The 24,217-nt window shown below is 60.0% G+C and carries 17 protein-coding genes; 2 read left to right on the top strand and 15 right to left on the bottom strand.

Annotated elements, in window-relative coordinates; genetic code table 11:
• Window positions 1-422: 422 nt before the first annotated feature.
• The 8 genes from RQ593_RS02800 to RQ593_RS02765 form a co-directional block, all read right to left on the bottom strand.
• The gene (locus tag RQ593_RS02800; protein ID WP_311449767.1) at window positions 423-2,684 is read right to left on the bottom strand and encodes a WYL domain-containing protein; all 2,262 of its coding nucleotides are present in this window, start codon (window positions 2,682-2,684) and stop codon (window positions 423-425) included.
• A gap of 196 nt (window positions 2,685-2,880) precedes the next feature.
• Window positions 2,881-3,276 (bottom strand): FKBP-type peptidyl-prolyl cis-trans isomerase, encoded by a 396-nt coding sequence (locus tag RQ593_RS02795; protein WP_005508667.1) that lies wholly within the window; start codon window positions 3,274-3,276, stop codon window positions 2,881-2,883.
• A 117-nt stretch (window positions 3,277-3,393) separates the two neighbouring features.
• The gene (locus RQ593_RS02790; RefSeq protein ID WP_311449766.1) at window positions 3,394-4,452 is read right to left on the bottom strand and encodes an FKBP-type peptidyl-prolyl cis-trans isomerase; all 1,059 of its coding nucleotides are present in this window, start codon (window positions 4,450-4,452) and stop codon (window positions 3,394-3,396) included.
• A 220-nt stretch (window positions 4,453-4,672) separates the two neighbouring features.
• Window positions 4,673-6,145 (bottom strand): Pup--protein ligase, encoded by a 1,473-nt coding sequence (gene pafA / locus RQ593_RS02785; RefSeq protein ID WP_311449765.1) that lies wholly within the window; start codon window positions 6,143-6,145, stop codon window positions 4,673-4,675.
• Window positions 6,146-6,173: 28 nt separating this feature from the next.
• Window positions 6,174-6,368: a ubiquitin-like protein Pup gene (locus RQ593_RS02780; protein WP_311449764.1), complete on the bottom strand. Its 195-nt coding sequence runs from the start codon at window positions 6,366-6,368 to the stop codon at window positions 6,174-6,176.
• A 203-nt stretch (window positions 6,369-6,571) separates the two neighbouring features.
• Window positions 6,572-8,383 carry a depupylase/deamidase Dop gene (gene dop / locus RQ593_RS02775; protein WP_311449763.1) on the bottom strand — a complete coding sequence of 604 codons (1,812 nt, stop codon included), beginning with the start codon at window positions 8,381-8,383 and terminating at the stop codon, window positions 6,572-6,574.
• A gap of 133 nt (window positions 8,384-8,516) precedes the next feature.
• Window positions 8,517-10,343 carry a proteasome ATPase gene (gene arc / locus RQ593_RS02770; protein WP_311449762.1) on the bottom strand — a complete coding sequence of 609 codons (1,827 nt, stop codon included), beginning with the start codon at window positions 10,341-10,343 and terminating at the stop codon, window positions 8,517-8,519.
• A 129-nt stretch (window positions 10,344-10,472) separates the two neighbouring features.
• A complete protein-coding gene (locus RQ593_RS02765) occupies window positions 10,473-11,570 on the bottom strand; it encodes a tRNA (adenine-N1)-methyltransferase (protein ID WP_070635206.1) in 1,098 nt (365 codons plus the stop codon).
• Window positions 11,571-11,845: 275 nt separating this feature from the next.
• On the opposite strand from RQ593_RS02765, the gene RQ593_RS02760 reads away from it, so the two are divergent.
• Window positions 11,846-12,046 (top strand): hypothetical protein, encoded by a 201-nt coding sequence (locus RQ593_RS02760; protein WP_060824782.1) that lies wholly within the window; start codon window positions 11,846-11,848, stop codon window positions 12,044-12,046.
• 43 nt (window positions 12,047-12,089) lie between these two features.
• Window positions 12,090-15,218, top strand: a complete 3,129-nt coding sequence (locus tag RQ593_RS02755; RefSeq protein ID WP_311449761.1) for a type ISP restriction/modification enzyme — start codon at window positions 12,090-12,092, stop codon at window positions 15,216-15,218.
• 123 nt (window positions 15,219-15,341) lie between these two features.
• Here RQ593_RS02755 and RQ593_RS02750 read toward each other — a convergent pair whose 3' ends face one another.
• The 7 genes from RQ593_RS02750 to RQ593_RS02720 all read right to left on the bottom strand — a co-directional run bounded on the left by RQ593_RS02750 (window position 15,342) and on the right by RQ593_RS02720 (window position 24,091).
• Window positions 15,342-15,464: a hypothetical protein gene (locus RQ593_RS02750; protein ID WP_311449760.1), complete on the bottom strand. Its 123-nt coding sequence runs from the start codon at window positions 15,462-15,464 to the stop codon at window positions 15,342-15,344.
• A gap of 1 nt (window position 15,465) precedes the next feature.
• Complete coding sequence (mshC, locus tag RQ593_RS02745; RefSeq protein WP_311449759.1) at window positions 15,466-16,782, bottom strand: cysteine--1-D-myo-inosityl 2-amino-2-deoxy-alpha-D-glucopyranoside ligase; 1,317 nt, start codon at window positions 16,780-16,782, stop codon at window positions 15,466-15,468.
• 157 nt (window positions 16,783-16,939) lie between these two features.
• Entirely contained in the window at window positions 16,940-17,788 is an 849-nt protein-coding gene (locus tag RQ593_RS02740; protein ID WP_311449758.1) for an undecaprenyl-diphosphate phosphatase, read from the bottom strand.
• 221 nt (window positions 17,789-18,009) lie between these two features.
• Window positions 18,010-18,912: a hypothetical protein gene (locus RQ593_RS02735; RefSeq protein ID WP_311449757.1), complete on the bottom strand. Its 903-nt coding sequence runs from the start codon at window positions 18,910-18,912 to the stop codon at window positions 18,010-18,012.
• Between the two features lie 173 nt (window positions 18,913-19,085).
• The gene (leuA, locus tag RQ593_RS02730) at window positions 19,086-20,834 is read right to left on the bottom strand and encodes a 2-isopropylmalate synthase (RefSeq protein WP_311449756.1); all 1,749 of its coding nucleotides are present in this window, start codon (window positions 20,832-20,834) and stop codon (window positions 19,086-19,088) included.
• Between the two features lie 413 nt (window positions 20,835-21,247).
• Window positions 21,248-22,684 (bottom strand): LCP family protein, encoded by a 1,437-nt coding sequence (locus RQ593_RS02725; protein ID WP_311449755.1) that lies wholly within the window; start codon window positions 22,682-22,684, stop codon window positions 21,248-21,250.
• Window positions 22,685-22,936: 252 nt separating this feature from the next.
• Window positions 22,937-24,091, bottom strand: coding sequence for a GTPase Era (locus RQ593_RS02720; RefSeq protein WP_311449754.1), 1,155 nt, complete (start codon window positions 24,089-24,091; stop codon window positions 22,937-22,939).
• Between the last annotated feature and the right edge of the window lie 126 nt (window positions 24,092-24,217).

Here is a 24,217-nt window from a genome sequence, read left to right as displayed (position 1 = left end):
TGTTAGAGCAGGTCTCCGATGTTTTGAGGTTGGCCGAGTCGATCTCGTCGGGAGACCCGTCGCTTGATCCGCTCAGACCTGCGTGTCTGCTTACCTTGTTCGTAGTTATTGTATGCCTCAGTGATGGGTGTGAATACCCCGAGGGTGGTGTCTCGCGGGAGTTTTCGGCTTGCGTTCGCTTGCGCTGCGTCGAATTGTCCCTCGATTGACTCGACCCAGGTTACGGTTTCGTCAAGGAGTGTGAAACCGCGAGTGAGTGCTTTGTAGGTGAACCATGCCAAATAGAGGAGCGAGCAGATGATGAGCGCGCCCCATAGCAAAATCCAGAACCACCAAGACATGAGCACCATTATACAAGTTTTAGGTTAATGTTTTGGCGCCTTAGATGGGTTTTTAGGGCGTTTTTGCTTGTGGGTGAAGTTCTATTTTTCTGCGGGCACACCTGCGGGCGCACCCCTGCGGCTACTCGCGTTGAGGGTTTGCAACTGGTCAAGCAGCGCCGCGCGCAGGTGCGCAGGGCCGACCAGTTCGAGGGCACCTCGGTGTGCGATGACGGTGTCGAGGATGTTCTTATCGCCAGCGCCGTGGGCGTTGTTGTAGTAGTGGATGCGCACGTACTGGGTGCGTGAAGCCTTCTTCACGTGGTGGGTGCTTCGACGCATGTACGTTGCAGTGAGAGTATCGAGCGGCTCACCGCTGGGAATGTGCTCGGTCGGGTGAATCCGCAACTCAGCGAACGGGTTGGTCTGAGTGCTGTGCTGCTGAGCGTGCCAGTTTGGCACGGTGTCACCGGTGACCGGGTGGGTACGACCCGCGCCCGCCTCCTGAATGTGGTTGATGCGGGTGAGGCGGAAGTTACGCCAGAAGGTGGGTTCCTTCTCCCCCGCCTCACTGTCGGCACTGTTCGCTGCCTCGCCGGTGGCTGCGTGAGCAAAAGCCTCAGGTACCTGCGCGGGTACCTCTTCACCGCGCGCCGCATAGTAGCGTTCCTCAGCGGTACGGCACCACGCATGCAGGTACATGTGGTCGCGGTGCAACACCAGCGCATACGGATCCACCAGACGATCCGCGGCACGCTCAGAGGTACCGTAACCAATGGTCACGGCGTTGCCGCTGCTCAGGGCGGCAGTCGCCTCCTGCAGCAGAGGCTCCTCCGGGGCGAAGCACAGGTGCTGCGCATAGACGGGCGCGTTCGGGTAGGCGACGGCGAGCGCCGCACGGATACTGCCCAGACGCGCATCCGCCGGGTGCAGAATATCTGCGGCAGAGAGGGTAAAGACGAGAATGGCGAGCTCAGTGTCAGTAAGGCGCGCGTAGTTCAGCAGCGTGTGCGGGGTGGCGCCGCCAAAGTCCGGCAGCAGGTTAATGTAGCTGGGCTTGAGCGCGTCCGGGTCCTTGGGATCAGAATCGAAGGGAACGGTATCTACCTGCGCGAAAATCTCGGGAATAATGGTCTTACCGAGGTCGCGGTTTTTGTCGGTGTCCACGCTGTAGAGGGCGTTGAGCTGGTTCAACGGCATGGGCTCTTCACCGTGGGTGCTCGCCCAGCGGTCGGCACGGTGCAGACCCAGGAGCAGGTCGACGAGGGCATCAAGGACATTATTGCGGTTACGCTGGTCGATTTTGCTCCAGGTGCCGGGATCCTCGACCGCGCCGCTGTGCAGGTCGGTGAGGGTGCGCAACAGCTGCTGCTGGGCGGCATAGCTGTCACGCTGGCGGGTAGAGGCAGCCTCCGATTCCTCGGGCGGCTCAATCACGCAGCTGTAGCTGGTCGCCGCCACAGCACTATCAATCGTGCCGTACGAAGGCACGGTGAAGGGCTCCGAACGCGTGGAATCGGCGCTGACCTCGGCAACAATCAGGCTCTCTTCGTAGCCCTTAATGTCTTCAAGCCAGTTCTTGGCGTTAAACGTCGCGTTGATGGGGGTCGAATCGATACGCGAAAGCATCGTGAGCTTCTGAATACGGCTGGCACGGAACGTGTACTCCTTACGCTCCGAGCTCTCAGTGTAGTAGCCGACAAAATACCAGGTGCCGTAACGGTAACCAATACCGGCAACACTGACCTTCTCCTGCACGCGGGTCGCACCGGCAGCCGTCTGATAGGTAAACGTGACCGTCTTACGCTCCGCATAGGCGGTGAACAGCTCATTCAGGTGCGGGTTATCGCTAAAGTAAATGCGCTGAAGGGGCTCGCGGTAGGTGTACAGGTTCTTCGCGCGCTGACGCTTGCAGGTCTTCGGGTCCTGAATCTTCGCGGCGGCGAGCGCCTCGTCGGTGAGGTTCTCGCTCGTGAGCGCAATCTTACGCAGGATGCGGTAGGCGTCATCCTGCAGTTCGGTGCCTTCCCAGCCGCGCAGAATCGTGTTGATGAGGCGGAACTCCTCGGCGGTGGGGTTCCAGGCGGGCAGCTTTGCGGCGTTGCTGGGTTCGAGGCGGTAGCGCTCCCCCAGATCCGTGGTCACGTGGGTGATGCGCGCGCCGGCATCACGCAGGGTCTGCTTGGCTCGTTCAAAGGCGCGTTCCTGGGACTCGCTGAGGGAGCCGTTAGCGCGCGTGCTAATGCCGAGCAAGGTCAGTAGCTCGTTGCGGCTGATGCCCTGGGTTCGGGTTGCGGTGTCGCGTGCCTCGGCGGCGGTGGCGAGGCGGTGAAGAGTCATGAAAAGCTGAGCTGCGGTGGACATGATTCCATCATACCGTGTGTGTTCCGCGGCACTTACTTAGCGTATGGGGCGGTTCAGCGCATGGGGTGGCTGCGGGAGGAATACGCGGGCGCACCTATAGTCCGGTACGCAAAAGCCCGGTGCCCCCTCCCACCAGCGGGAGAAAGCACCGGGCCACGTGTCTCTTACGCGAGAAATGCGAGAACCTGGCTAGTCCTTAGCGGACGTCCAGCAGGTCCACCACGAAAATCAGGGACTCACCGGGCTTAATGACCGAACCAGCGCCGCGGTCACCGTACGCCATGTCGGCGGGAATCTCCAGGCGACGACGGCCGCCGACCTTCATACCGAGCAGACCCTCATCCCAACCGCGGATAACCTGGCCAACGCCCACCTGGAACGGCAGCGGCTCGCCGCGGTTCCAGGACGCGTCGAACTCTTCACCGGTGGAGAATGCCACACCAACGTAGTGGGTGAGCACGCGGGAGCCGGGAACAACCTCAGCGCCAGCACCCTCGATCAGGTCGGTGATGACCAGCTCGGTGGGGGCGTCGCCCTCGGGGAAATCGATTTCGGGCTTTTCGCGGTCGAGGTTACGCTGACCGAAAGACATGGGTGTCTCCTTTGATTGGTTCGAAATGAATCGAAATAGTGGGTGCGCCCGCCGCCTACGTCATATAAGCGGCGAGCGCGAAATAAAAATGTGGGTACCGAAAATATGGGTACCGGGCTACTGCGCGGTAGCCGAAGCGGTAGCCGCCGGGGTTGCGGTCGCAGAAGCGGTTGCCGAGGCGCTCGCCTCCGCAGCGGCCGCGCTAGAAGCTGCCTGAGCACGCTGCAGGGTCTGCGGGTTCTCCTCCGCCCCCAGAATATCAACCACGAACACCAAGGTGCCCGAAGGCTTGGAACCGCCGGTGTCGTTACCGTACGCCAAATCAGCCGGGATGACCAGCTCAACACGGGAGCCGACCTTCTTACCCTTCAAGCCCTGAGTCCAGCCCTTGATAACGCCCTGCAGGGAGATGCCCATCGGGGTGGCGGCGTCGTAGTTGCCGTCAACGACCTTACCGTCGGAGTACTGCACGCCAATGTAACGCACGTACACGGTGTCGGTTTCCTTGACCTCAGCGCCCTCGCCCTCAATGAGGTTCTTCGAAACCAGCTCGGTGACTTCAGGCTTATTATCGGGCAGCTTAATCTCAGCCTTGCCGGTGGACTCATCCAGAGTGAAGGACGGCAGCGACGGGTCAGCCTCAACAGCCTTACCGGTTGCGTACTTGGGCAACTTCGTCTTCACGGTGTACACCTCAACGTTAGTTGCGGTACCGGGCGAAGCGGTCGTAGTGGTCACGCCCGCGGTGCTACGCTGCTGCAGAACGTTGGTGGTGTACGAGAAAGAACCGCCAACCTTAATCTTCTTGAGGGTTTCGTACACCTGCGGTGCAGCCTGCTTCAGCTGATCGTTAATCGGCAGCAGAATCGGCTCGCTGGAGTAAGTGGAACCGTTAAGCTTGCCGTCGGTGCCCTTGAACACGGCAGCCTCAACGAGCACGTAGTCACCATCGTTGATGGAGTCGCCGTTACCTTCCTCAATCACGTACGCGGAAGGGCTAGAAGCGGCGAAAGGAGTCGCGAAGGACGCCTCAGGCTCAGCGGTCGCATTCTTCAGGGTGTACTGCACCTTGGACAGGTCGCCGTTATTGGAGGACTGTGCGCCACATGCAGACAGTGCGAGCGCGAGAGCTGCCGCGCTGGCACCGAAAATAGTGAGCTTAGAGCGTTTGGTCATAGTGTTATCCTCTGGGGTTTTCTGTGAGAGTGGGGCGTGTGAGTGCCCGTGTGCCACAGAACAGTTTACAGGTATAGGTTTAGCTGTTTTATGCTACGGCACGTAGCTGTGTTCAAGCTGTGTTGCGGCCGGGGTGTTCCCGAAGGTCTACAACCCCGACCGCCGGCGGGTTTCCCCTCGTCAGAGCATTTCTAGCGGAGCTGTTTAGCAGTGCTGTTGATTAGCAGGGTGGCGGGAATGCCGCCTCCTGATGCTGACGCGCCTTAGACGCCAGCAGGCTCAGCACCTCCTCCAGCTCCTCACTGCCGGTAGCGAACGGGTCCTTGCACACCAGCGTGTGCTGCGGGTAGGCATTGAGCTTCAAGTGCACCCAATCCACGGTGAACTGCTCCCCCGCCGCAACCGCCGCGTTAATGAAACGCGAACGCTGCAGGGCGCGAGTGTTCGGCGGCTGAGTCTTCGCCGCCTCCGCGGCACCCTCAGGCAGGATGCGCTTGACCGCACCGCGACGAACCAGCGCGTGGAAGACACTACGCTCCGGGTCGATGTCGTGGTACGCCAAATCCAGCTGACGGATGCGGGCGCTCGCATAATCGGCAGGCTGACCAGCCGCGCGGGCGCGGGCAATGTACGCATCCAGAAGCTTCTTCTTAATCGCCCAGTCAATCTCAGTATCAATGCTGCTGTAGTCGCCGGACTCGATAGCGTCCAGGGTGCGCTGCCACAGGTCCAGGGCGTATTCCACGTGGCGGTGGTGCGCGCCGTACTGCTGCACGTACTGGCGTGCCGCATCCAGGTAGTGACGCTGAACGCTCAACGCCGTGTAATGCTTACCGTCCGTGGTTTCGAAGGTCGCGGTGCCGGTCAGATCGTGGCTGATAGCGCGCAGAGCCGCCGGAACAGACACAATATCCAGGCTCGTGACCGGGAAGCGGTCCTCCAACATGCGCAACACCAGGTCGGTGCTGGCAATCTTCAGCAGGGTCGTCGGCTCCGCCATATTCGAATCGCCATTAATGACGTGCATGCGGCGGAACTTCGAAGCGTCCGCATGCGGCTCATCGCGCGTGTTAATGAGTGGGCGAGCGCGCGAGGTCGAGGTGGACGCCGCCTCCCAAATATGGTCGGCACGCTGCGAGAACGAATACGAGGGCACACCCGTGCTGGACGCCGGGTCGGTCGAACCGGGCACCGGGCCACCGTTCGGGTGGGTCTTACCGGCACCCACCAGAATCTGGCGGGTCACCAGGAACGGCACGAGCTGGGCAATCAGGTCGTTGAACTGCAGTTTGCGGCTGATCAGGTAGTTCTCGTGGCTGCCGTAGGAGTTGCCCGCCGAATCCACGTTGTTCTTGAACAGGTACAGTTCACCGTCGAGGGGGCGGCCCTCCGATCCTGCGAGCAGGCGCTTGCGGGCGGTACGCGCCAGATCAGCGAAAAGCAGCTCACCGGCGCGTTCCTGCGCGAGCAGTTCGTCAATGCTGCCGCATTCGGCGGAGGCGTACTCGGGGTGCGAACCCACGTCAAGGTAGAGCCTACCGCCGTTGGGCAGGAAGACGTTCGTTGAACGCCACTGATCCAGGACGGGCTTGAAAAGGGCGGCGGCGGACTCTTCGATGCTCAGCCGACCGAGCCCGTGCGGGACGTAGCTGAGCCCGAATTCGCTTTCAATGCCGAAAATACGGTGTTCCATGATGCTGACCCGGCGCGGGGCGTGCCGGTTACTCGCCGCCCTTCTGGACGAAGCCGGTGACGAAGTCTTCAGCGTTCTCAGCGAGCAGGCCGTCAATTTCGTCGAGCAGGTCGTCAACCTCGCTCACGTCAGACACCACGTGCGAGGCGGCGAGAGTCAGTTCCTGCTCCTGCTCGGCTGCGGTGATTTCGGTCTGCTGTGCGCTGATGCGTTCGCGGCTCATGGTTCTCTCCTCAAGGGGTTTTCGGTTGTGGACAAATAAGTTTTGAGTGGGTTCGGGTGCGGGGTGTAAGGGTTTTGGTACCCCGGTCTTACTGCACCCTACCTGTGGGCTATGTGGTTTTCACTCTTCCAAATGGGGGTATTCACCCCGGGGAAGAATGTGAGTTGATGTGGGTTTAGGGATGGTGAGGTGCCACTAGCGTACTAGCGCAGGCGGTTCAGCAGCTCATCCGAATGGTTCACCTCATCCAGCAGCGGCTCCACCTCGGCGGCACCGTACCGGGTCGGCTCCATCATCGTAAAACGAGTCAGATCCTTCGAATAGCGGCCACGGCACGACACCGTATCCCAGTTAATACCGAGAATCTCCTCCGGCCAACGCGCCATCAACGTGCCACGCAAAAACGCACGCGTCTCACGCGGCGGCTCAGTCGTCGCACGCTCCACCTGCTCGGCAGAGAACAGCGTGCGCATACGGCCACGCGCCACCAGACGGTGATACAGGCTCTTCGACGGGTCAATATCAGCGTACTGCAAATCCAACGCCTTCAACTTCGGATTCGCATAATCTACGCCCTGAGCGACATAGCCGCGCACCAGCGCATACTTCGCCACCCAATCCAGACGATCCGTCAGCGAGAGCGGGTTGGTTTCCAGAGCATCCAGAACCTCACCCCACAAATCAAGAATCTGCGCGGTCGCAGCATCCACACCCGCCGGGTTCGACTCCTCATGCGCACGGGATGCCTCATAGTAGGCGCGCTGAATCTGCAGGGCGCTCGCCGAACCGCTCGTGGACACCGGGTTCGGCAGGGTTGCCGAAGACGGCGCCAACGGCAGCTGAACCGACAGCGACAAATCGTGGCTGACCGCGTGCATCGCCGCCACCGGATCGGACAGGCGCACACCCGGCAACACCGGATGCTGCTTGCTATGAGACTCAATCAGGTTCATCACCAGCGCCGCCGTACCAAACTTCAACAGGTTCGAATAGTGCGACATGTTCGCATCCGCCGGAATCACGTGCAGGCGGCGGTACTTCGACTCATCCGCATGCGGCTCATCGCGCGTATTCACAATCGGGCGGCGAATCGTGGTCTCCAGACCAATCGTGCGCTCAAAGAAATCAGCACGCGAACTAATCTGAAAACCCGGAACCTCACCGTGCGTACCAATACCCACACGGCCTGCACCCGTAAAAATCGCGCGGGTTGCAAAGAACGGCAGGAGCGCATCCGCAACCTGCTCGAACGGAACATCACGGCTGATCAGGTAGTTTTCGTGGGCGCCGTACGACTGGCCCTTCGAGTCGGTGTTGTTCTTGTACAGCTTCACCTGCGGCAAATCCTGCGCGTGGTTGCCCAGCTCCACCAGCGACTCGTACGCCAGCGCGTCACCGGCAGCGTCATAGAGCACCGCATCGGCGGGGGTCAGAACCTCCGGCGACGAATACTCCGGATGCGCGTGATCCACATACAGGCGCGCACCATTGGGCAGAATCGCGTTCATGGTCACGCGATCCCAATCCAGGCGCTCCGGGAAACCACCGCGACCGTGCACACCGGCGAGCGCATCCAGTGCGCTACGCGGCTCGGCGGGCTCACCCGGTGCCTGAACACCCGCCTCACGCATAATCTCCAGGGCGATATCTTCGCTGGTCAGCTCGGTGCGGGTGTGCGTCATCTGGCTCGAGTGGGCGGTGGAGGCGTCCTGAACCTGCCCGAAGGCATCACGCAGCGGCGACTCGGACTCACCCAGCCACTGACCTTCCGGGGTGGCAGTCGAGTAGTTCTCTGCCTGGCGTACCTGCTCGGCGGTCAGCTCATCCGCCAGGGCGCGGCGCTGTAGCTGCTCACGGAAAGCGGCGCCGCGGCGGAACGCAAGCTTGGCGTAGGTGTTGACCACCAGTGCGGACAGCACGGTCGGGTTGGTGCCCGGCGCGGAGGGGGCGATGACGCCGTACTCGGTTTCGGCACCCATAATGCGATGCACGCCGTAGCTGGGGGTGGAGTTCATGGGGTTCTCCTGAAAAGTTCTATACCATCTAAAGGCTCTGGACCTGCGGTAATACTGAGGTTAGTGCGGGATAAGCGCGCGGTGTGGGCTGAGTGCGCGGTGAGCGCCGCCCGGCTCATGCTTGTAGCGCGGTTTAGCGCGGCGGCTCCACCGACACCAGACGGCCACGCACGCCGGCGACGGTGAGCGCATCCTCAATATCGGGCAGCGGCGGCAAGTCCACCTGATCCTCAAACTCGGCGCGTACCGCCTCCAGCAGGTGGCGGGTACCAATACCCACGCTCGAAGCGTCCGCGCCGGTGGTCAGCGCCTGCAGCTGCTCCTTAATCGCCGCCTTCTTCGCGCGGTCCACAATATTGCGAATCACCGCACCCGAAGCGAAATCGCCGCGGTATAGCGTGTGAGTGGACAGGTTCGCGCTCGCGCCAGAACCAACGACCATGGAAGAATCCACGGTCGCCACAGCGTATGCCGTGGAGGGGGTGCGCGCGTACAGCTGACCTGTCGCCGCCGCAATCATCGCGGTCAGGGCGGCGCGGGTCGAGCCGGCGGCTGCCACCTCCGCAGCGTCCAGGGGTAGGTCCTCGGTCAGGTACAGGCCGAAAATCTCTGCCGCACCGGCGGCATCCGGGCGGTTAATGCGAATCTTTAGGTCGAGTCGGCCCGGGCGCATCACCGCGGCATCAATGAGGTCTTCACGGTTGGTCGCACCAATGACGATGACGTTCTGCAGCGACTCCACACCGTCAATTTCGGCGAGCAGCTGCGGCACGATGGTCGTCTCAATATCGGAGGAACGACCCGAACCGCGCATACGGAACAGCGACTCCATCTCGTCAAAGAACACGACGACCGGGTGACCCGCCTCCGCCTTCTCACGGGCGGCAACGAAAATATCGCGGATCTGGCGCTCCGTCTCACCGACGAACTTATCCAGCAGCTCGGGGCCCTTAATGTTCAAGAAGTAGCCGCGAGTAGCCGAACCCGGGTTCAGCGCAGCCGCACGAGCCGCCAGGGAGTTCGCCACAGCCTTAGCAATCATGGTCTTACCGTTACCGGGAGGACCGTACAGCAGAATGCCCTTGGGCGGCGCCAGGTGGTAGCGCTCAAAAATCTCGGGGTGCAGGTACGGCAGCTCCACCGCGTCGCGGATCTGCTCAATCTGCGCGCCCAGGCCACCAATCTGCTCGTAGGTGACGTCCGGGATCTCTTCCAGAACCAGCTCCTGCGAGCGGGAGGCGGGCACCTGCGAGGTAATCATGCGGGTGCGCGTGTCGAGGGTGACCGCGTCGCCGGTGCGCAGCTGCTCAATGTCGAGGGAACCAGCCACACGCGCCACCTGCTGAGCACCCGAGGACGTATCAACCAGCACGCGCTGCTCATCCAGCACCTCGCGCACGGTCACCACGTCACCGAAGGGTTCGGTGTCCAGGGCGAGCACCGCCTCCGTCTTGTCGTTGAGCAGCACGGTCATGCCGGGGGTCAGCGTGGACAGGTCGATGAGCGGGGATACGGGAATACGCATCATACGGCCGCTCACCTGAACGTCCAGGTAGGTGTCAATCTCGGCGGGGGTCTTATCGTCTGCGACCTGCTCGTAGGTCATGGTCTGCCCCTCATGCACCGCCAGCACAATCGCCGAATTCAGCGGCGGCATGACGTTCTGCGACAGGGAGGCGCGCAGACGCTCCACCTGGTAGCGCATGCTGGTGATTGCCTCAACGAGCTTGCGGTTCTTCTCCCCCGCACCACGAATCTGTCGGCTCATATTGTCGCGGGTTGCCTCCGCCGCGGAGAGTCGACGCAGCACGGCGTCATACTCCTGCGCGCTGACGGGCTGACTGCCGGGCAGGGAGGTCGCCCCGAAAGCAGCCGAGTAGTGCGGTGCCGCGCTGGCTGCACTATGGGCGGTGCCGTACTGGGGGGTTCCTGCCTGATCTGCAGATTCGTGGGTGGACACGGTAGCTCCTTTAGCTGTTCGTCCTGTGTGGTAGGCTCCCCGGCGCGTAATGGGCGGTGCGGGTAGCCCGGTGAGTGCACTGCGGGGGCTCCAGGCAACGCCCGTGCCCCCGCAGGTCAGTGGTTCAAATTATTCGGCAGATTCAGTCGCCTCAGCTGCTGCGCCGTTGTTCTGCTCAGACTCCATGGCGTTCTGCGCGGTACCGTTTTGTTCCAGCGCAATCTCGTTCGCGCGTGCGGCGTGAGCGGCGAGGTTCTTCGCATCGCGTGCGGCGCGGCGAATCTTCTTATCGGTCACCTCACGCTCACCCACGTTCATGGGAATCCACGCGTTCATATCCTCTTCAGAGAAGTCAGTCTTGGACGCGCGACGCTTCGGTGCCAGGCGTACCGCACCGTCAGCCAGGCGACGAGCCACAACCAGGAACGCGGTGTGCGCCACCATGCGGTGGTCGGGGCGGACCGCCAGGCCCTCCACGTGCCAGCCGCGAACAATGGTTTCGTCACATTCGGGTTCGGTGAAGCGGCCGTCCAGGCGCATGCCCTCAACCAGGCGGGACATCTGGGTCACGGTCGCAACGTAGCAGATGAGCACGCCGCCGGGTGCGAGCGCCTCCGCTACGGCGTCCAGGCACTCCCAGGGTGCGAGCATGTCGAGTACGACGCGGTCGACGCTGCCGGGCTCTTCAACCTGCGGCAGGGTGTCCTGCAGGTCGCCGATGCTCAGCTTCCACGCCGGGTGGGGTCCACCGAACATGGTCTCGATGTTGCCGCGGGCGACGTCTGCGAACTCTTCACGACGTTCGAAGGAGTGCACGCAACCGTAGTCGCCGACCGCACGCAGCAGCGCGATGGACAGTGCACCGGAACCGACGCCTGCCTCGACGACGCGTGCGCCGGGGAAGATGTCTGCCTTGACGATGATCTGGGCGGCGTCCTTGGGGTAGACGACGGCTGCGCCGCGCGGCATGGAGAGCACGAAGTCCTTGTAGAGGGGGCGCAGCGCCTGGTAGAGGATGCCGTGAGTGTTGGCGATGACGGTGCCTTCGGGTGCGCCGATGAGGTCGTCATGCTTGAGGAAGCCCTTGTGGGAGTGGTATTCGCCGCCTTCGGCGAGGGTGATGGTGGTGATGCGGCCGCGTTCGTCAGTGATCTGGACGCGCTCGCCGGGGCGGAAGGGGCCGCGGCGGTTGATTGCGCCGGTGGGGGTGTGGGTGCCGCTGCTCACGGGGTGATTCTCCTCGGGTTTGGGTCAGTCTGTGCTGTTCGCGCTTTGCGGCGAACCGCGGGACGGAAAAAGTCCTTTTCTATTTTAGCGGAGTCTGCAAATCGGCTGTGGCGTGTTCCCCCGCAAGCGTGATAGGGCGACGGCATGGATGGAGCGATGACCACTGAGCAATGAGCGGTACTCATTTTTGGTTAGACTTGAGGAGAGTTCGCCAGAATCCTTGGCGGGCAGAAACACCTTAGTGCCCAAGAATATGGGGCAAAGGAAAGAGTATTGTGACTGATTTCAACTCACTAATTGCCGAGTTCGGCAGGCAGGTGCGGGAGAATCTGCGCGTTGGGGATGGTGAACCGGAGGCTCAGCTGACGAACCCGGTCGCTACCCTGTTGCAGGACTTTGGCGCTTTGCATTCGATGAAGGTTGTGACCGTCCGTGAAACCTCGCTGAAAACCGCGGGGGGGGGGTCTAGTTTCTGAGGGTCTAGTTCGCCCTGATTACGCCATCATGGTCGATGGTGTTTTGACTGGCTATGTGGAGCTTAAGGCTCCGGGTAAGAACATTGACCCCGCTTCTTTCGCTAAGAAGAGCCACGAGTATAAGCAGTGGCAGCGCCTGCGCAACCTTCCTAACCTTTTGTACACTAACGGCACGGAATGGCGCCTGTATCGTTATGGCGAACCGGTGCTGACGAGCACCGGGTACGACGCGGTGCATATGCATGGTTCTTTTAGCGGCCATGGCACGCTGAGCGCACCGGATGCTCTGGCGACGTTCTTCCTCAACTTTTTGCGTTGGGTTCCCGCCCCGATTACGAGTGCCGACCAGTTGGTGGAAACTCTCGCTCCCCTTGCGGCTTTGTTGCGTGAAGAGATGCTTTTGGGTCTTTCCGCGCAGGAGAAGACCTATAAAGCGGAGCAGGCGAAAGCTAAGAAGAAGGGCGAGGAAGATTTTGTGATTCCTCCCCCGCTGGTGGGTTTGCGTAAGGATTGGCGTGATACTCTCGCCCCGAGTACCAGTAATGAAGAGTTTGCCGATAGCTTTGCGCAGACGGTGGTGTTCTCACTGGTGGTTGCTCTCTCGGAGGGTCACGACCTGAGCCTTGAGACGTTCTCGACTATGGCGGGTCGTCTGCGTTCTCAGCACGGTCTGCTGGGTAATGCGCTGGGTCTGCTGACCGAGCATCTGGATGAGAAGAGCTCCCTGTATAACGCTCTAGCCGTGATTGTGCGTGTCATGGGTGCCGCCTCCTGGTCTGATATTTCTGGCGGCAAGTCAGATGTGTATCTGCACCTCTACGAACACTTCCTGAAGGTCTATAACCCGGAACAGCGTAAGAAGACCGGTAGCTACTACACCCCCGTTGAGGTGGTGGACCAGATGGTACGCCTGGTGGATGACGCTCTGCGCACCTATCTGGGCAAGGAGCACGGTCTGGCGAGTGAGGGTGTGTCCGTGATTGACCCGGCGATGGGTACCGGCACCTATCCTCTATCGGTGATGCATCAGGTAGCGAAGACAGAAAGCCTGGCTCCCGCCGCGCGTACTCGTGCTCTGAATCGTCTGGCTAATAACCTGTACGGTTTTGAGTTGCAGTCGGGTCCTTTCTCTGTGGCTGAGCTTCGCCTGAACCAGACTCTTAGGGAGATGGGTGGTGACGTTCCTGAGGACGGCCTGAATCTCTATGTGGCGGATACTCTGAGCGACCCCTACGCTAAGCAGAAGCCGGTGAACGGTAATACTCTGCGTCTGCTTTCTCAGTTGTCGAATAAAGCAACTAGGGTGAAGCGTGAGGTACCCATTCAGGTGTGCATTGGTAACCCGCCGTATAAGGATAAGGCGGAGGGAATGGGCGGCTGGGTGGAGTCGGGCTTCCGCTCTCCCGATGTTGCCTCCCCCATTCTGGATGACTTCCGTGCACCGGGTATGGGTAAGTATGAGTACGTGTTGAAGAACCTTTACGTCTACTTCTGGCGCTGGGCTTTCTGGAAGGTTTTTGAAGATTCTTTCCGTGCTCTGGAGGGTCAGCCCGATAGTGCTCAGCGTGCGGGTGTGGTCTGCTTTATTACCGCAGACGGTTATCTGCACGGGCCCGGTTTTGCGGGTATGCGTGAGTACATTCGCCGTTCCTCCAGCCGCGGATGGATTATTAACGTGACCCCCGAGGGCAAGCGCCCGCCAGCAAAGAACGCTGTCTTTGCTATTGAGACTCCGGTGTCTATTGCCCTGTTTTTGCGTGAAGAAAATACCGATGAGGAAACCCCCGCAGATATTCGCTACGTTGCCCTGCACGGTACCTTTGCGGAGAAAATGCAGGCTCTTGCTACTCTCGACCTGGACGGTGCAGAGTTTGAACCGGCGCGTTCTGGCTGGGGCGATAAATTCGCTCCCGAAGCGGGTGGTGACTGGGATAGCTACCCTGAATTGCCTGATTTCTATGCCAGCTGCTTCCCCGGTGTGAAACCTAATAAGACCTGGGTTTATGCTCCCTCGGAGAGCGTACTACAGGAACGCTGGGCGGAACTCATCGAAGGTAATGATCTAGAAGTACGTGCTGAACGGTTCAAAGAAACGCGTGATACCAAAATTACGGAGGGCAAGAAGCCGCTTCCTGGGAAAGACACATTCCAGGGAAGTCTCGAAAGTCTGAATGACCAGATTGCACGCGAGCTCATTCCTGATACGCCGAATATTGTGCAGGTGGGGTATCGCTCCTTTGACCGACAGTATATTCTGGCTGATGCACGTCTTGCCGATATGCCCCGCCCCAAACTATGGGAGCATCGCGTTCCCGGGCAGATTTTTATTGTGGAACAGCACGCACGCCACCCACAAGCAGGACCTGGGCTGTACTTCGATGCCCTCATCCCGGATATGAATGCCTTCAATAATCGTGGTGGTCGTGCTCATCCAACACTAACGACTGGCGGCACCCCGAACCTCACCAAATCTGCCTCGCAAATGCTACGTGAACGCTTCGGTGACAATGCCCCGGGTGACCTCGTCTACTACCTGGCGGCGCTCACCGGACACCCCGGCTACGTGCGCACCTTTGACGAGCCGCTCCAGCAGGCGGGTATTCGTGTGCCTCTCACCGCTGACCCGGAGCTCTGGGAACGCGCTGTTCAGCTCGGCAAGCAGGTTGTGTGGTTGCACACCTACGGTGAGCGCGGTGAGCCGCTACCGGACATGGAGAACCTGCGCCAGGTGCCCAAGGGTGCAGACTACGCCCTGCCGACCCCGACGGTAGACATGGGTAGGACGATGCCGGAGAAGAAGCCCAGCTTCTCCCCCGATCCGGTCAATAGCCTCTCTGAGGAACAGAACAGCCCCGTAATGGGCACCGTCTCCTTCGGCCAGGCGCGCTGTGAGAACGTAGAGAAACGAGTCTTCGACTACACAGTCGGCGGTAACCAGGTGCTGGGTCTGTGGGCTAAGTACCGTCTTAAGAAGCCGGTAGTACGCCGTAGCTCCTCGCTCAACGATATTGTTCAGCGAGAATGGCCGGAAGCTTGGAGCGAAGAGTATGAGCGGTTGCTCTACACTCTTACGCACCTGGTGCATCTGGAACCCGCTCAGGAGAAACTCCTTGATGAGGTTCTCGCCGGTGAACAGATTTTCCGCGAGGAATTTGTAGACACCGAAGACTAGCCGCTCACGACTAGTCACTGAAGAGCAGCATCAGTTATCAGGTTCTACAACCGGTTAAATACAAAGGGGTGGGTGACTCTGGACTATTCCAGAGTCACCCACCCCTTATTGCTCTCAGAAGCCCTACGCTTCCTCCTGCGCCTCGTATGCGCGAGCCTCAGCTAACATCTCTGAGGCGAGCGCATCGACCGTCTCACGGTCGTACGGGCGAAGAGCGTACAGCTCCTCCATAACCGACGAAGCCATCTTAGAGGACCACGCCCAGGCGTGCCGCCAGGATGTCACGCACCAGCGCGCCACCGCCGACGGTGGTGTCCGCCAGAGCCTTCACAGCCCACGCATCCACAGCCGCCAACGCCGCCGGAGCGTTCAGGTCCTCACCGAGCGCCTCACGCACAGCGGCCAGCAGCTCAACCGCCGCCTCATCGGTGACACCTTCAGAACCCTCACGGCCCTCAGCCACCGACACCGCATGACGGTAGGTATCCAGGCGAGCCTTCGCGTGCTCCAGCAGCTCATCAGTCCAGAACCAATCCGAACGGTAATGCTGACCCATAATCGCCAGACGCACCGCGTTCGCATCCTCACCGGCTGCGCGCAGACGCGAAACCAGCACCAGGTTGCCGCGGGACTTGCTCATCTTGTGGCCGTCCAAACCGACCATGCCGGTGTGCGCGTAATGCTTAGCGTGCGGGCGCGCAGACACAGCCCACGAATGGCCCGCACCCAGGTCGTGGTGCGGGAACGTCAGGTCGTTACCGCCCGCCTGAACGGTCAGCGAACCATCCACAAAACGGCGGGCAATCATCGTGCACTCAATATGCCAGCCGGGGCGGCCCGCGCCCAGCTCGCCGGCATCCCAGCTCGGCTCGCCCTCACGCTCAACACGCCACAGCAGCGGATCCAACGCATCACGCTTACCGGCACGGTTCGGGTCGCCGCCGCGCTCAGCGAAAATCTCCAGCATCTCGTCACGGGTCAGGTGGCAGACCTCGCCCGGCTCCCACGAGTAGCCCTCAGCGTTCGCGGGCAGCTCACGCACAGCCTTCAAGTCCAGGTACACGTCACCATCAGGATGCACCACACCCTGCTCGTCCGTGAAACCGGGCACGCGGTACGCCAGGCCGCGGCGGAACAGGTCCTCAATCAGCGGGAACAGCCACTCAATGGACTCCACCACACCCACATAGTGCGCCGGCGGAATCACGTTCAGCGCCTTCATGTCGGTGCGGAACAGCTCCGTCTGATCCTCAGCCAGCTCACGCCAATCCACATTCGTGGCGGTCGCACGCTCAAGCAGCGGGTCGTCCACATCGGTCACGTTCTGCACGTACGTCACCGGAACGCCCGCATCCAGCCAGGCACGGTGCAACAGGTCAAAAGCAACATAGGTGGAAGCGTGACCCATATGCGTCGCGTCGTACGGGGTGATACCGCAAACGTACAGGCTCGCCGCCTTATCCTCCTGAACCTGAACAATCTCACCAGCCGCAGTATCAAAAATACGCGGCAGCGCAGCCTTACCGGGCAAAGTCACAGAGGCGGGGGCATCCCAAGCTCGCATGGGTTTCCTTTCCGTAAAAACGCCCACACCGGTGGACGCGCCACACCCGCCGCCCAACCTCAAGGCATGCGGGTGCCAAAAAATCTACTCCAATAAGAATACCCGCCCGTGAGAAACTCACGGACGGGTATGTCATATCACGCTGAGGGCTAAAGCCTTAGAACGCCGAAGAAGTAGCGTTCAGAACGCCAGTGCCCAGACCAACGAAAATCAGGATACCGAGCGCAATGCGGTACCAAATGAAAATGCCGTAGGACTTCGAAGACACGTACTTCAGGAACCAGCCAATCATCAGGTAACCCACCACGAACGCGACCAGAGTCGCAACAATCGTCGACGGGATACCGTAGTAGCCGGTCGCCTCAGCACCAGTGAACACCTTGAACGTCTTGTACAGACCAGACATGAACACTGCCGGCAGAGCCAGAAGGAACGAGTAACGAGCCGCAGCCTCACGGGTGTAACCCATGAACAGACCCGCAGTAATGGTGCCGCCCGAACGGGAAACACCCGGGATCAGTGCCAGCGCCTGCGCGAAACCGTACAGAATACCGTGACGGAACGTCAGGTCCTTTAGCTCACGCTGCTCACGACCGAAACGATCCGCAAGACCCAGGAACACCGCAAAGACAATCAGCATGGTCGCCACAACCCACAGGCTGCGGAACTGGGTGTCAATGTAGTCTTCCAGCAGCAGGCCCAGAATGCCGATGGGCAGGGAGCCAATAATAATCAGCCAACCCATGCGGGCATCCGGGTCGTTACGCGGTACGCGGCCGGTCAAGGATCCGAACCAGGACTTCAGGATGCGAACAATATCGCGCCAGAAGAAAATCAGAACCGCAGTCTCAGTACCCAGCTGGGTGATTGCGGTAAACGCGGCGCCCGGGTCAGCCCTCTCCGGCAGGATTTGGCCAACAATGTTCAGATGCGCCGATGATGAAATCGGCAGAAATTCGGTCAGGCCCTGAACGAAGCCCAAAATAATTGCTTGAATCCATTCCACGGTTTCAAGGATACAGGAGGCGCGCCCGCCCGGAGCGGTTCGCCGAAGGTGATGTGGAACCTCCGCAAACCGCCCCGTCCACACTGTGAAACGCTCAGGGTTCCGGTTCCGGCGGTACACCGCGGTGCATTCACCGTTCATCCGCGGCTCAAGGACACTGCGCGAATGCCTCAAATGCGCGCTCTCCGGCGCATCAAAGGTACGTCAACGGCGCAAGCGTACTAGCCGCATGACCAGTCAAAAACACCGGTCTCAAAATCAAAAACAGCGCTACCGCACCCAAAATTCAGCACATCAAACTCATCGAACTCAATATAACGAGCCGTCATACCCTCAGGCAGGCTCTGCGCATAAAAGTGGGTGCCGCCCAGGTGAGTGCCCACCGCAATCAGCGGCTTAGCCCACTCAAACCACGCCGAATCCTCCGCGTCCCAATCGAACGGACTCAGATAACCGGTATCCGGGTCAACATTCTCAAACACATCACTGGGGACCTTACCGGCGTTCGGGTCATCCGTCGGAACCCACCCCACCAGAGCAGGCTTACGAGCCAACGGCTGCTGCTGATCCGCCAAAGCCCAGGCACTGAAGCTCTCCTCTTCACCACGATGCTCACCGGGACGGCGCACATCCTCAGGCGGCTGTGTGCGGGAGGAGAACTCCTCCTCATTCAGGTACAACACCGCAAACTCGGCATCTAAAATATCGCGCAACAGAAGCTGATACGGATGCACCCGAGCCTGCGCATACTGCACCTCAAACGGGTCATCACTTGCAACATTAGCAACACCCTCAGTCGCCTCATCCTCAGCGAACTGGCCATCACCAGCGAAGAACGAGAACGCCACCACACCCGGATACTTCTGCGCATCCGGCAGGTACTCCTCCGGCAACCTCACCGTAAAAATATGCTGCATCGGCAAACCGGTAAACGTGCTGCGCGGCCACTGATCCTGCTCAATACCGGGACCAGTCGAACCTACCCAGCCGGCCTCCCACACCCGAGCAGAATCGGCAGGCAGAGCAGTATCATTACCACCGCGCAGCTCATAATTCCAGGCACGAGCAGAAGAATCGGTGCCCGCCTCATCAACGGGGCTAAACACCATCGCGTAGCTTTTCATGAGAGTTCCTCCCTGCAGATTATTCGCCCCACAGCCCGCCAATGCACACAACACCTGCGCACATTAAACAGCTAAAGGGCGGGATACATACTCCCAGTATGCATCCCACCCCCTACATCATGCACGGTTAACGGTCACCCGCAAACCCCGCACAAAGCAGGTACGGCTATCGCCTACGCCTGGCGCTCATCACGCAGCGCACGGTTCACAGCCGAAATCATTGCCTTCAACGCCGCACGAGTAGTCGAGCTATCCACGCCAATACCCCACAGCACGCGAGAACCAACAGCAGCCTCAACATAGCAAGCAGCGTTAGCAGTCGACGAAGCCGACATGGTGTGCTCCGAATAATCCATCACGCGAATATCCACGCCCTCGCCCGACAGGATGTTCTGCAGAGCATCCACCGGGCCGGTACCCGAAGCAGAACGAGTGTACGTGTGACCATCAATGTTCAGACCAACACGCAGAGTCGTCGCACCGGTATCAGCCGAATCAATATTAATCGACTCAATACGGTACTTACCCCAACGGTTCTGCGGATCCGCAGCGGGCAGATACTCATCCGCGAAGATGTTCCACAGCTTCTCGCTGGTCATCTCGCCACCCTCAGCGTCAGTACGAGCCTGAACAATCTTCGAGAACTCAACCTGCGCACGACGCGGCAGATCCAGACCGTGATCCTGCTTCAGCAGGTACGCCATACCGCCCTTACCGGACTGCGAGTTCACACGAATAATCGCCTCATAGGTCCGACCCAAATCGCGAGGATCAATCGGCAGGTACGGAACCTCCCAGTACACCTCATCCACGGTCTTACCTGCCTCAGCAGCGGTACGCTCCAGAGCCTCAAAGCCCTTCTTAATAGCATCCTGGTGAGAACCAGAGAACGCGGTGAACACCAGGTCGCCACCGTACGGCGAACGCTCGTGCACCTTCAACTGGTTGCAGTACTCAACAGTCTTACGGATACCGTCAATATCAGAGAAATCAATCTGCGGATCAATACCCTGGGTGTACATGTTCAGACCCAAAGTCACCAGGTCAACGTTACCGGTGCGCTCGCCATTACCGAAGAGGCAACCCTCAATACGGTCAGCGCCCGCCAGGTAACCCAGCTCAGCAGCAGCCACGCCGGTACCGCGGTCATTATGCGGGTGCAGCGACAGCACAATGTGCTCGCGGTGGTTCAGGTTGCGGTGCATCCACTCGACCGAGTCGGCGTACACGTTCGGGGTAGCCATCTCAACGGTAGCGGGCAGGTTCACAATCAGCTCGCGGCCGTTCTGACCAATCTCCAGCTCCTCAGCCACAGCGTTCACCACGCGAGCCGCGTACTCCAGCTCAGTGCCGGTGAAGGACTCGGGCGAGTACTCGTAAATGACCTTAGTATCAGAAACCATCTGCTCTTCGTACTTGCGGCACAGACGCGCACCCTGCAGGGCGATATCCAGCACGCCCTCCTGATCCTGGTTGAACACCACGCGACGCTGCAGAACGGAGGTCGAGTTGTAGAAGTGCACAATCGCCTGCGGTGCGCCCTCAATCGCCTCAAAAGTGCGGGCAATCAGGTGCTCACGCGCCTGCACCAGAACCTGAATGGTCACGTCCGAAGGGATGTGGCCGTCCTCAACGAGAGTACGCACAAAATCAAAGTCAGTCTGCGACGCCGAGGGGAAACCAACCTCAATTTCCTTGTAACCCATCTTCACCAGCAGCTTGAACATGGCAAGCTTACGGTCGGTGTCCATGGGGTCAATCAGCGCCTGGTTGCCGTCACGCAAATCCACGGCGCACCAGCGCGGAGCCTTCTCAATGACCTTATCGGGCCAGGTGCGGTCCGGCAGGTCAACAACAATCTGCTCGTGGAAAGGGCGGTACTTGTGTACCGGCATGGGGCTGGGCTTCTGGTGGTTTTTCATGATGAATTCCTGTTGGTTGGTCCGTCTCGCTCTACCCCAAGTGTGGGGCTCGTACCGTGCCGGGTATCGGTCCCCGGCAGCCGTGGTCAAGGCGGTGCATCAGAAAGGATGCAAAGGTGAGATGCCGCGTCAAAAAGCCGGAACGGTTGCGGCAGATTCTAGCGTGCCCCGTTCCGGCGAATAAGCAGCAGGTTCACTGCCTGGCGGGTAACCCCGCGCATGCTCTCACCGTCAATAGTCATGCCTCCACGCTATCACAGGCGCCGGAGGCGGTGGCAGGGCACACGGGACGCCGTCCATCATCTGGAAAGAATTAACGGCAAAGGGGCGCAGCCACCATTTCTGGCGCTACGCCCCTTCACTCAATATTCACGCATCTACGCTGTGCCCTACTAGGTTCTACTAGCTACAACCTAGTAGGCGAAAGCAGTCTGGCACTTGTTCTGATCAGCAGTCTGACCGGTCGCGTTACCCGCAATCGCAGCCTCCTGCTTCTCCATCGCCTCACCGGACGGGAAGTCAGTACCGATCGTCACCGACACGCCCTGAACCTCTTCAGTCGCCACCACGCGGGTCACGTTCAGCTTCGCGGCGATTTCCTTCGCCTCCGCCTCGTAACCGGTCGAGTAGAAGACCGTGGTGAAGTTCGTCGGGTTAGCGGAGGTACCCGGAGTAACATTCGAGTAGCCCAGGCCCTCAATCACCGGAGCAATCGTAGCCGAGCGACCATCCAGACCGGTCGCGTTGTACACGTTCACCGGAACCGTACGATCGAGCTGAACCGGAGCAGCTGCAGTAGCCGGCGCCTCCGGAGCCTTCTCCTTCAGCGACTTATCATCACGCAGACGCTGGAACACATTCGCAGCATCCGCAGAAACCTGCAGACGGTTCGCGTCCTGGCTCCACGGCTCAGTCGGCACCGTCGCAAACACAACATTCGACAGGTCCACGCCACCAAGAGCCGCACCAACACCCACCAGAGTGCTGATATTACCCAGGTCCTTATCCACCGTCACGTTCTGAGTAATCGCCTCAGCAATGTTAATCAGACGGCCCGGGTTCGACAGAGTACCCTCGCTCTTCACCTTACGCAGCAGCGAAGACAAGAAGCCCTGCTGAGCCTGAATACGACCAATATCGGAACCATCCGAGAAGCCGTGGCGGCTACGCAAGAACGCAAGAGCCTGCTCACCCTCAACAGTGGAAGTACCCGCAGGAAGCTTCAGGCCACTGTACTCGTCATCAATCGGAGCGTCCACACACACCTGAACGCCGCCAACAACCTTCGACAGCTCCTTCACAGCGTTAAAGTCCACCAACATGAAGTGGTCAATATTCACACCGGTCAGCTTACTAATGGTCGCCACAGTACAACCGGCACCACCGCGAGACAGAGACTCGTTAATCTGAACGTTCTCTTCAGCCGGGTACACGGTGCCGGTCTCAGGATCAGTACACTGCGGAACATCAACCATCAAGTCACGCGGGAACGACAGCACGCTCACGTTCTTACGGTCCTTACTGATCTGCAGCAGCATCATCACGTCCGCGCGAGCCTCAGAATTGCGGTCATCCTCATCACCGTACGCCCCGTTATTACCCTTACGGGTATCGGAGCCAATCACGAGAATGTCCAAGGCGCCGTTCTCCAGGCCGTCCTTGTAATTGCTGATGTTCAGCTCCTGGGTATGCAGATTATTGCGCATACGCAGAGCCACCACGCCACCAAAGCCAACAACAATGACGAGCATGCAAGCAATAAGCAGAGCAATCCACTTATTGCGGTTTGAAGTCATCACCGTCGTGCGCATATGACGACCGGTGCTTCGTAAACGAGGTGCCTGGGGCATACCTTTTCTCTTTCTGCCGGTGAGCAAGTGCTTTCTCAGAGTAACACTCTTCCCTATGAGCGCCGAATGAGAGTGAAAAGTTTCACCCGGAGGCATGCACATATTTCTGCAAGCCACCGGGTGAAAACAAGGAGGCGCGACCGCCCCCAAGGGTAACCGCTCGGGGTAGCCGCTCAGAGCAACCTCTCGGGGCCACCACTCTGGGCAACCTCCCGGGGCGATGCGCTCAGGGCGATGCGCTCAGGAAAGCTACTAGAATCCCAGGCGGTTCAACGCACGCGCGTCAGACTGCCATTCCTTCGCAACCTTCACATGAATATTCAAATAAACGCGGGTACCGAGCAGCGCCTCAATCTGCTCACGAGCCTTCGTACCAATCTTGCGCAGATTCGAGCCGCCCTTACCGATAATGATGTACTTCTGCGACTCACGCTCGACAAACAGGTTCACGTGCACATCCAGCAGCGGGTTATCCGCCGGGCGGCCCTCACGGAACTCCATCTCCTCAACCGTCACAGCAATCGAGTGGGGCAGCTCCTCGCGCGCACCCTCCAGCGCGGCTTCACGCACCAGCTCCGCGATGAGGGTTGCCTCCGGCTCATCGGTCAACTCACCCTCCGGGTACAGCGGCGGCGACAGCGGAGTGTACTGCGCCAGCAGGTCAGCAACCGCATCCACCTGGAAATGCTTCACAGCAGACACCGGAATAATCGCAGCCCAGCCGCCCTTACCGTCAACCGGCATCGGCTCAGCGACCTCACCGGCACGGCGCTTAGCCGCAGGGCCCGAACCCTTCGCGAAAGGCACAGCATCATTCTTGCCGCCCTTACCCTTGGGGCCCTTACCCTTCTTCGCACGATGCTCAGCACGCTTAGCACGAGCCGCACGCTCAGCGCTCATGACCTCCTCGCCGAGCGCCTCAACAGCCAGCAGCTGCTCACGCAGCTCCTCAGAGCTCACAGTGTCAGCCTTCGTCACAATAGCAACCACCGGCTTATTGCTCGACGCCACCAGCTGCGAGGCAATGTAACGGTCACCCGGACCGATCTTCTCATTCGCCGGAATGCAGAAGCCCAGCACATCCACCTGCGAAAGGGTGCTTGCCACCAGGTCGTTCAAACGCTCACCCAGCAGAGTGCGGGGGCGGTGAATACCCGGGGTGTCCACCAGAATCAGCTGGTACTCGTCCTTGTGCACAATACCGCGGATCGTGTGGCGGGTCGTCTGCGGACGGTTCGAGGTGATAGCCACCTTCTGACCGACCATAGCGTTCGTCAAAGTAGACTTACCCGCATTCGGGCGGCCCACCAGCGACGCGAAGCCCGAGCGGAAATTCTCGGGGTAGGTCGGCAGCGGGGTGCTCAAGTCCAGCATGCTCAAATCGAGCGGGGCGTACTCCTGGTCCATGTGTTTCTCCTTATTAAATCCCGGGGTCAAACCCCGGGCGGGGTATGGGGTGCCAGCCTCATCTGCCTGCGCCTTTTCTGGGCGGGGCGGGGCGACTCAAAGCGTGTTAGGGAAGATGCTGTGCAT

The organism is uncultured Rothia sp., assembly GCF_963507905.1.
Taxonomy (GTDB): Bacteria; Actinomycetota; Actinomycetes; order Actinomycetales; family Micrococcaceae; genus Rothia.
This window is presented reverse-complemented; position numbering and strand designations above follow the sequence as displayed.

Coding starts and splice junctions, on each gene's coding strand:
- RQ593_RS02735 (WP_311449757.1), bottom strand. CDS start 18,912: ATGAAAAGCTACGCGATGGTGTTTAGCCCCGTTGATGAGGCGGGCACC.
- RQ593_RS02725 (WP_311449755.1), bottom strand. CDS start 22,684: ATGCCCCAGGCACCTCGTTTACGAAGCACCGGTCGTCATATGCGCACG.
- RQ593_RS02750 (WP_311449760.1), bottom strand. CDS start 15,464: ATGGCTTCGTCGGTTATGGAGGAGCTGTACGCTCTTCGCCCGTACGAC.
- RQ593_RS02795 (WP_005508667.1), bottom strand. CDS start 3,276: ATGTCTTTCGGTCAGCGTAACCTCGACCGCGAAAAGCCCGAAATCGAT.
- RQ593_RS02780 (WP_311449764.1), bottom strand. CDS start 6,368: ATGAGCCGCGAACGCATCAGCGCACAGCAGACCGAAATCACCGCAGCC.
- dop (WP_311449763.1), bottom strand. CDS start 8,383: ATGAACTCCACCCCCAGCTACGGCGTGCATCGCATTATGGGTGCCGAA.
- RQ593_RS02800 (WP_311449767.1), bottom strand. CDS start 2,684: ATGTCCACCGCAGCTCAGCTTTTCATGACTCTTCACCGCCTCGCCACC.
- leuA (WP_311449756.1), bottom strand. CDS start 20,834: ATGAAAAACCACCAGAAGCCCAGCCCCATGCCGGTACACAAGTACCGC.
- RQ593_RS02790 (WP_311449766.1), bottom strand. CDS start 4,452: ATGACCAAACGCTCTAAGCTCACTATTTTCGGTGCCAGCGCGGCAGCT.
- mshC (WP_311449759.1), bottom strand. CDS start 16,782: ATGCGAGCTTGGGATGCCCCCGCCTCTGTGACTTTGCCCGGTAAGGCT.
- pafA (WP_311449765.1), bottom strand. CDS start 6,145: ATGGAACACCGTATTTTCGGCATTGAAAGCGAATTCGGGCTCAGCTAC.
- RQ593_RS02720 (WP_311449754.1), bottom strand. CDS start 24,091: ATGGACCAGGAGTACGCCCCGCTCGATTTGAGCATGCTGGACTTGAGC.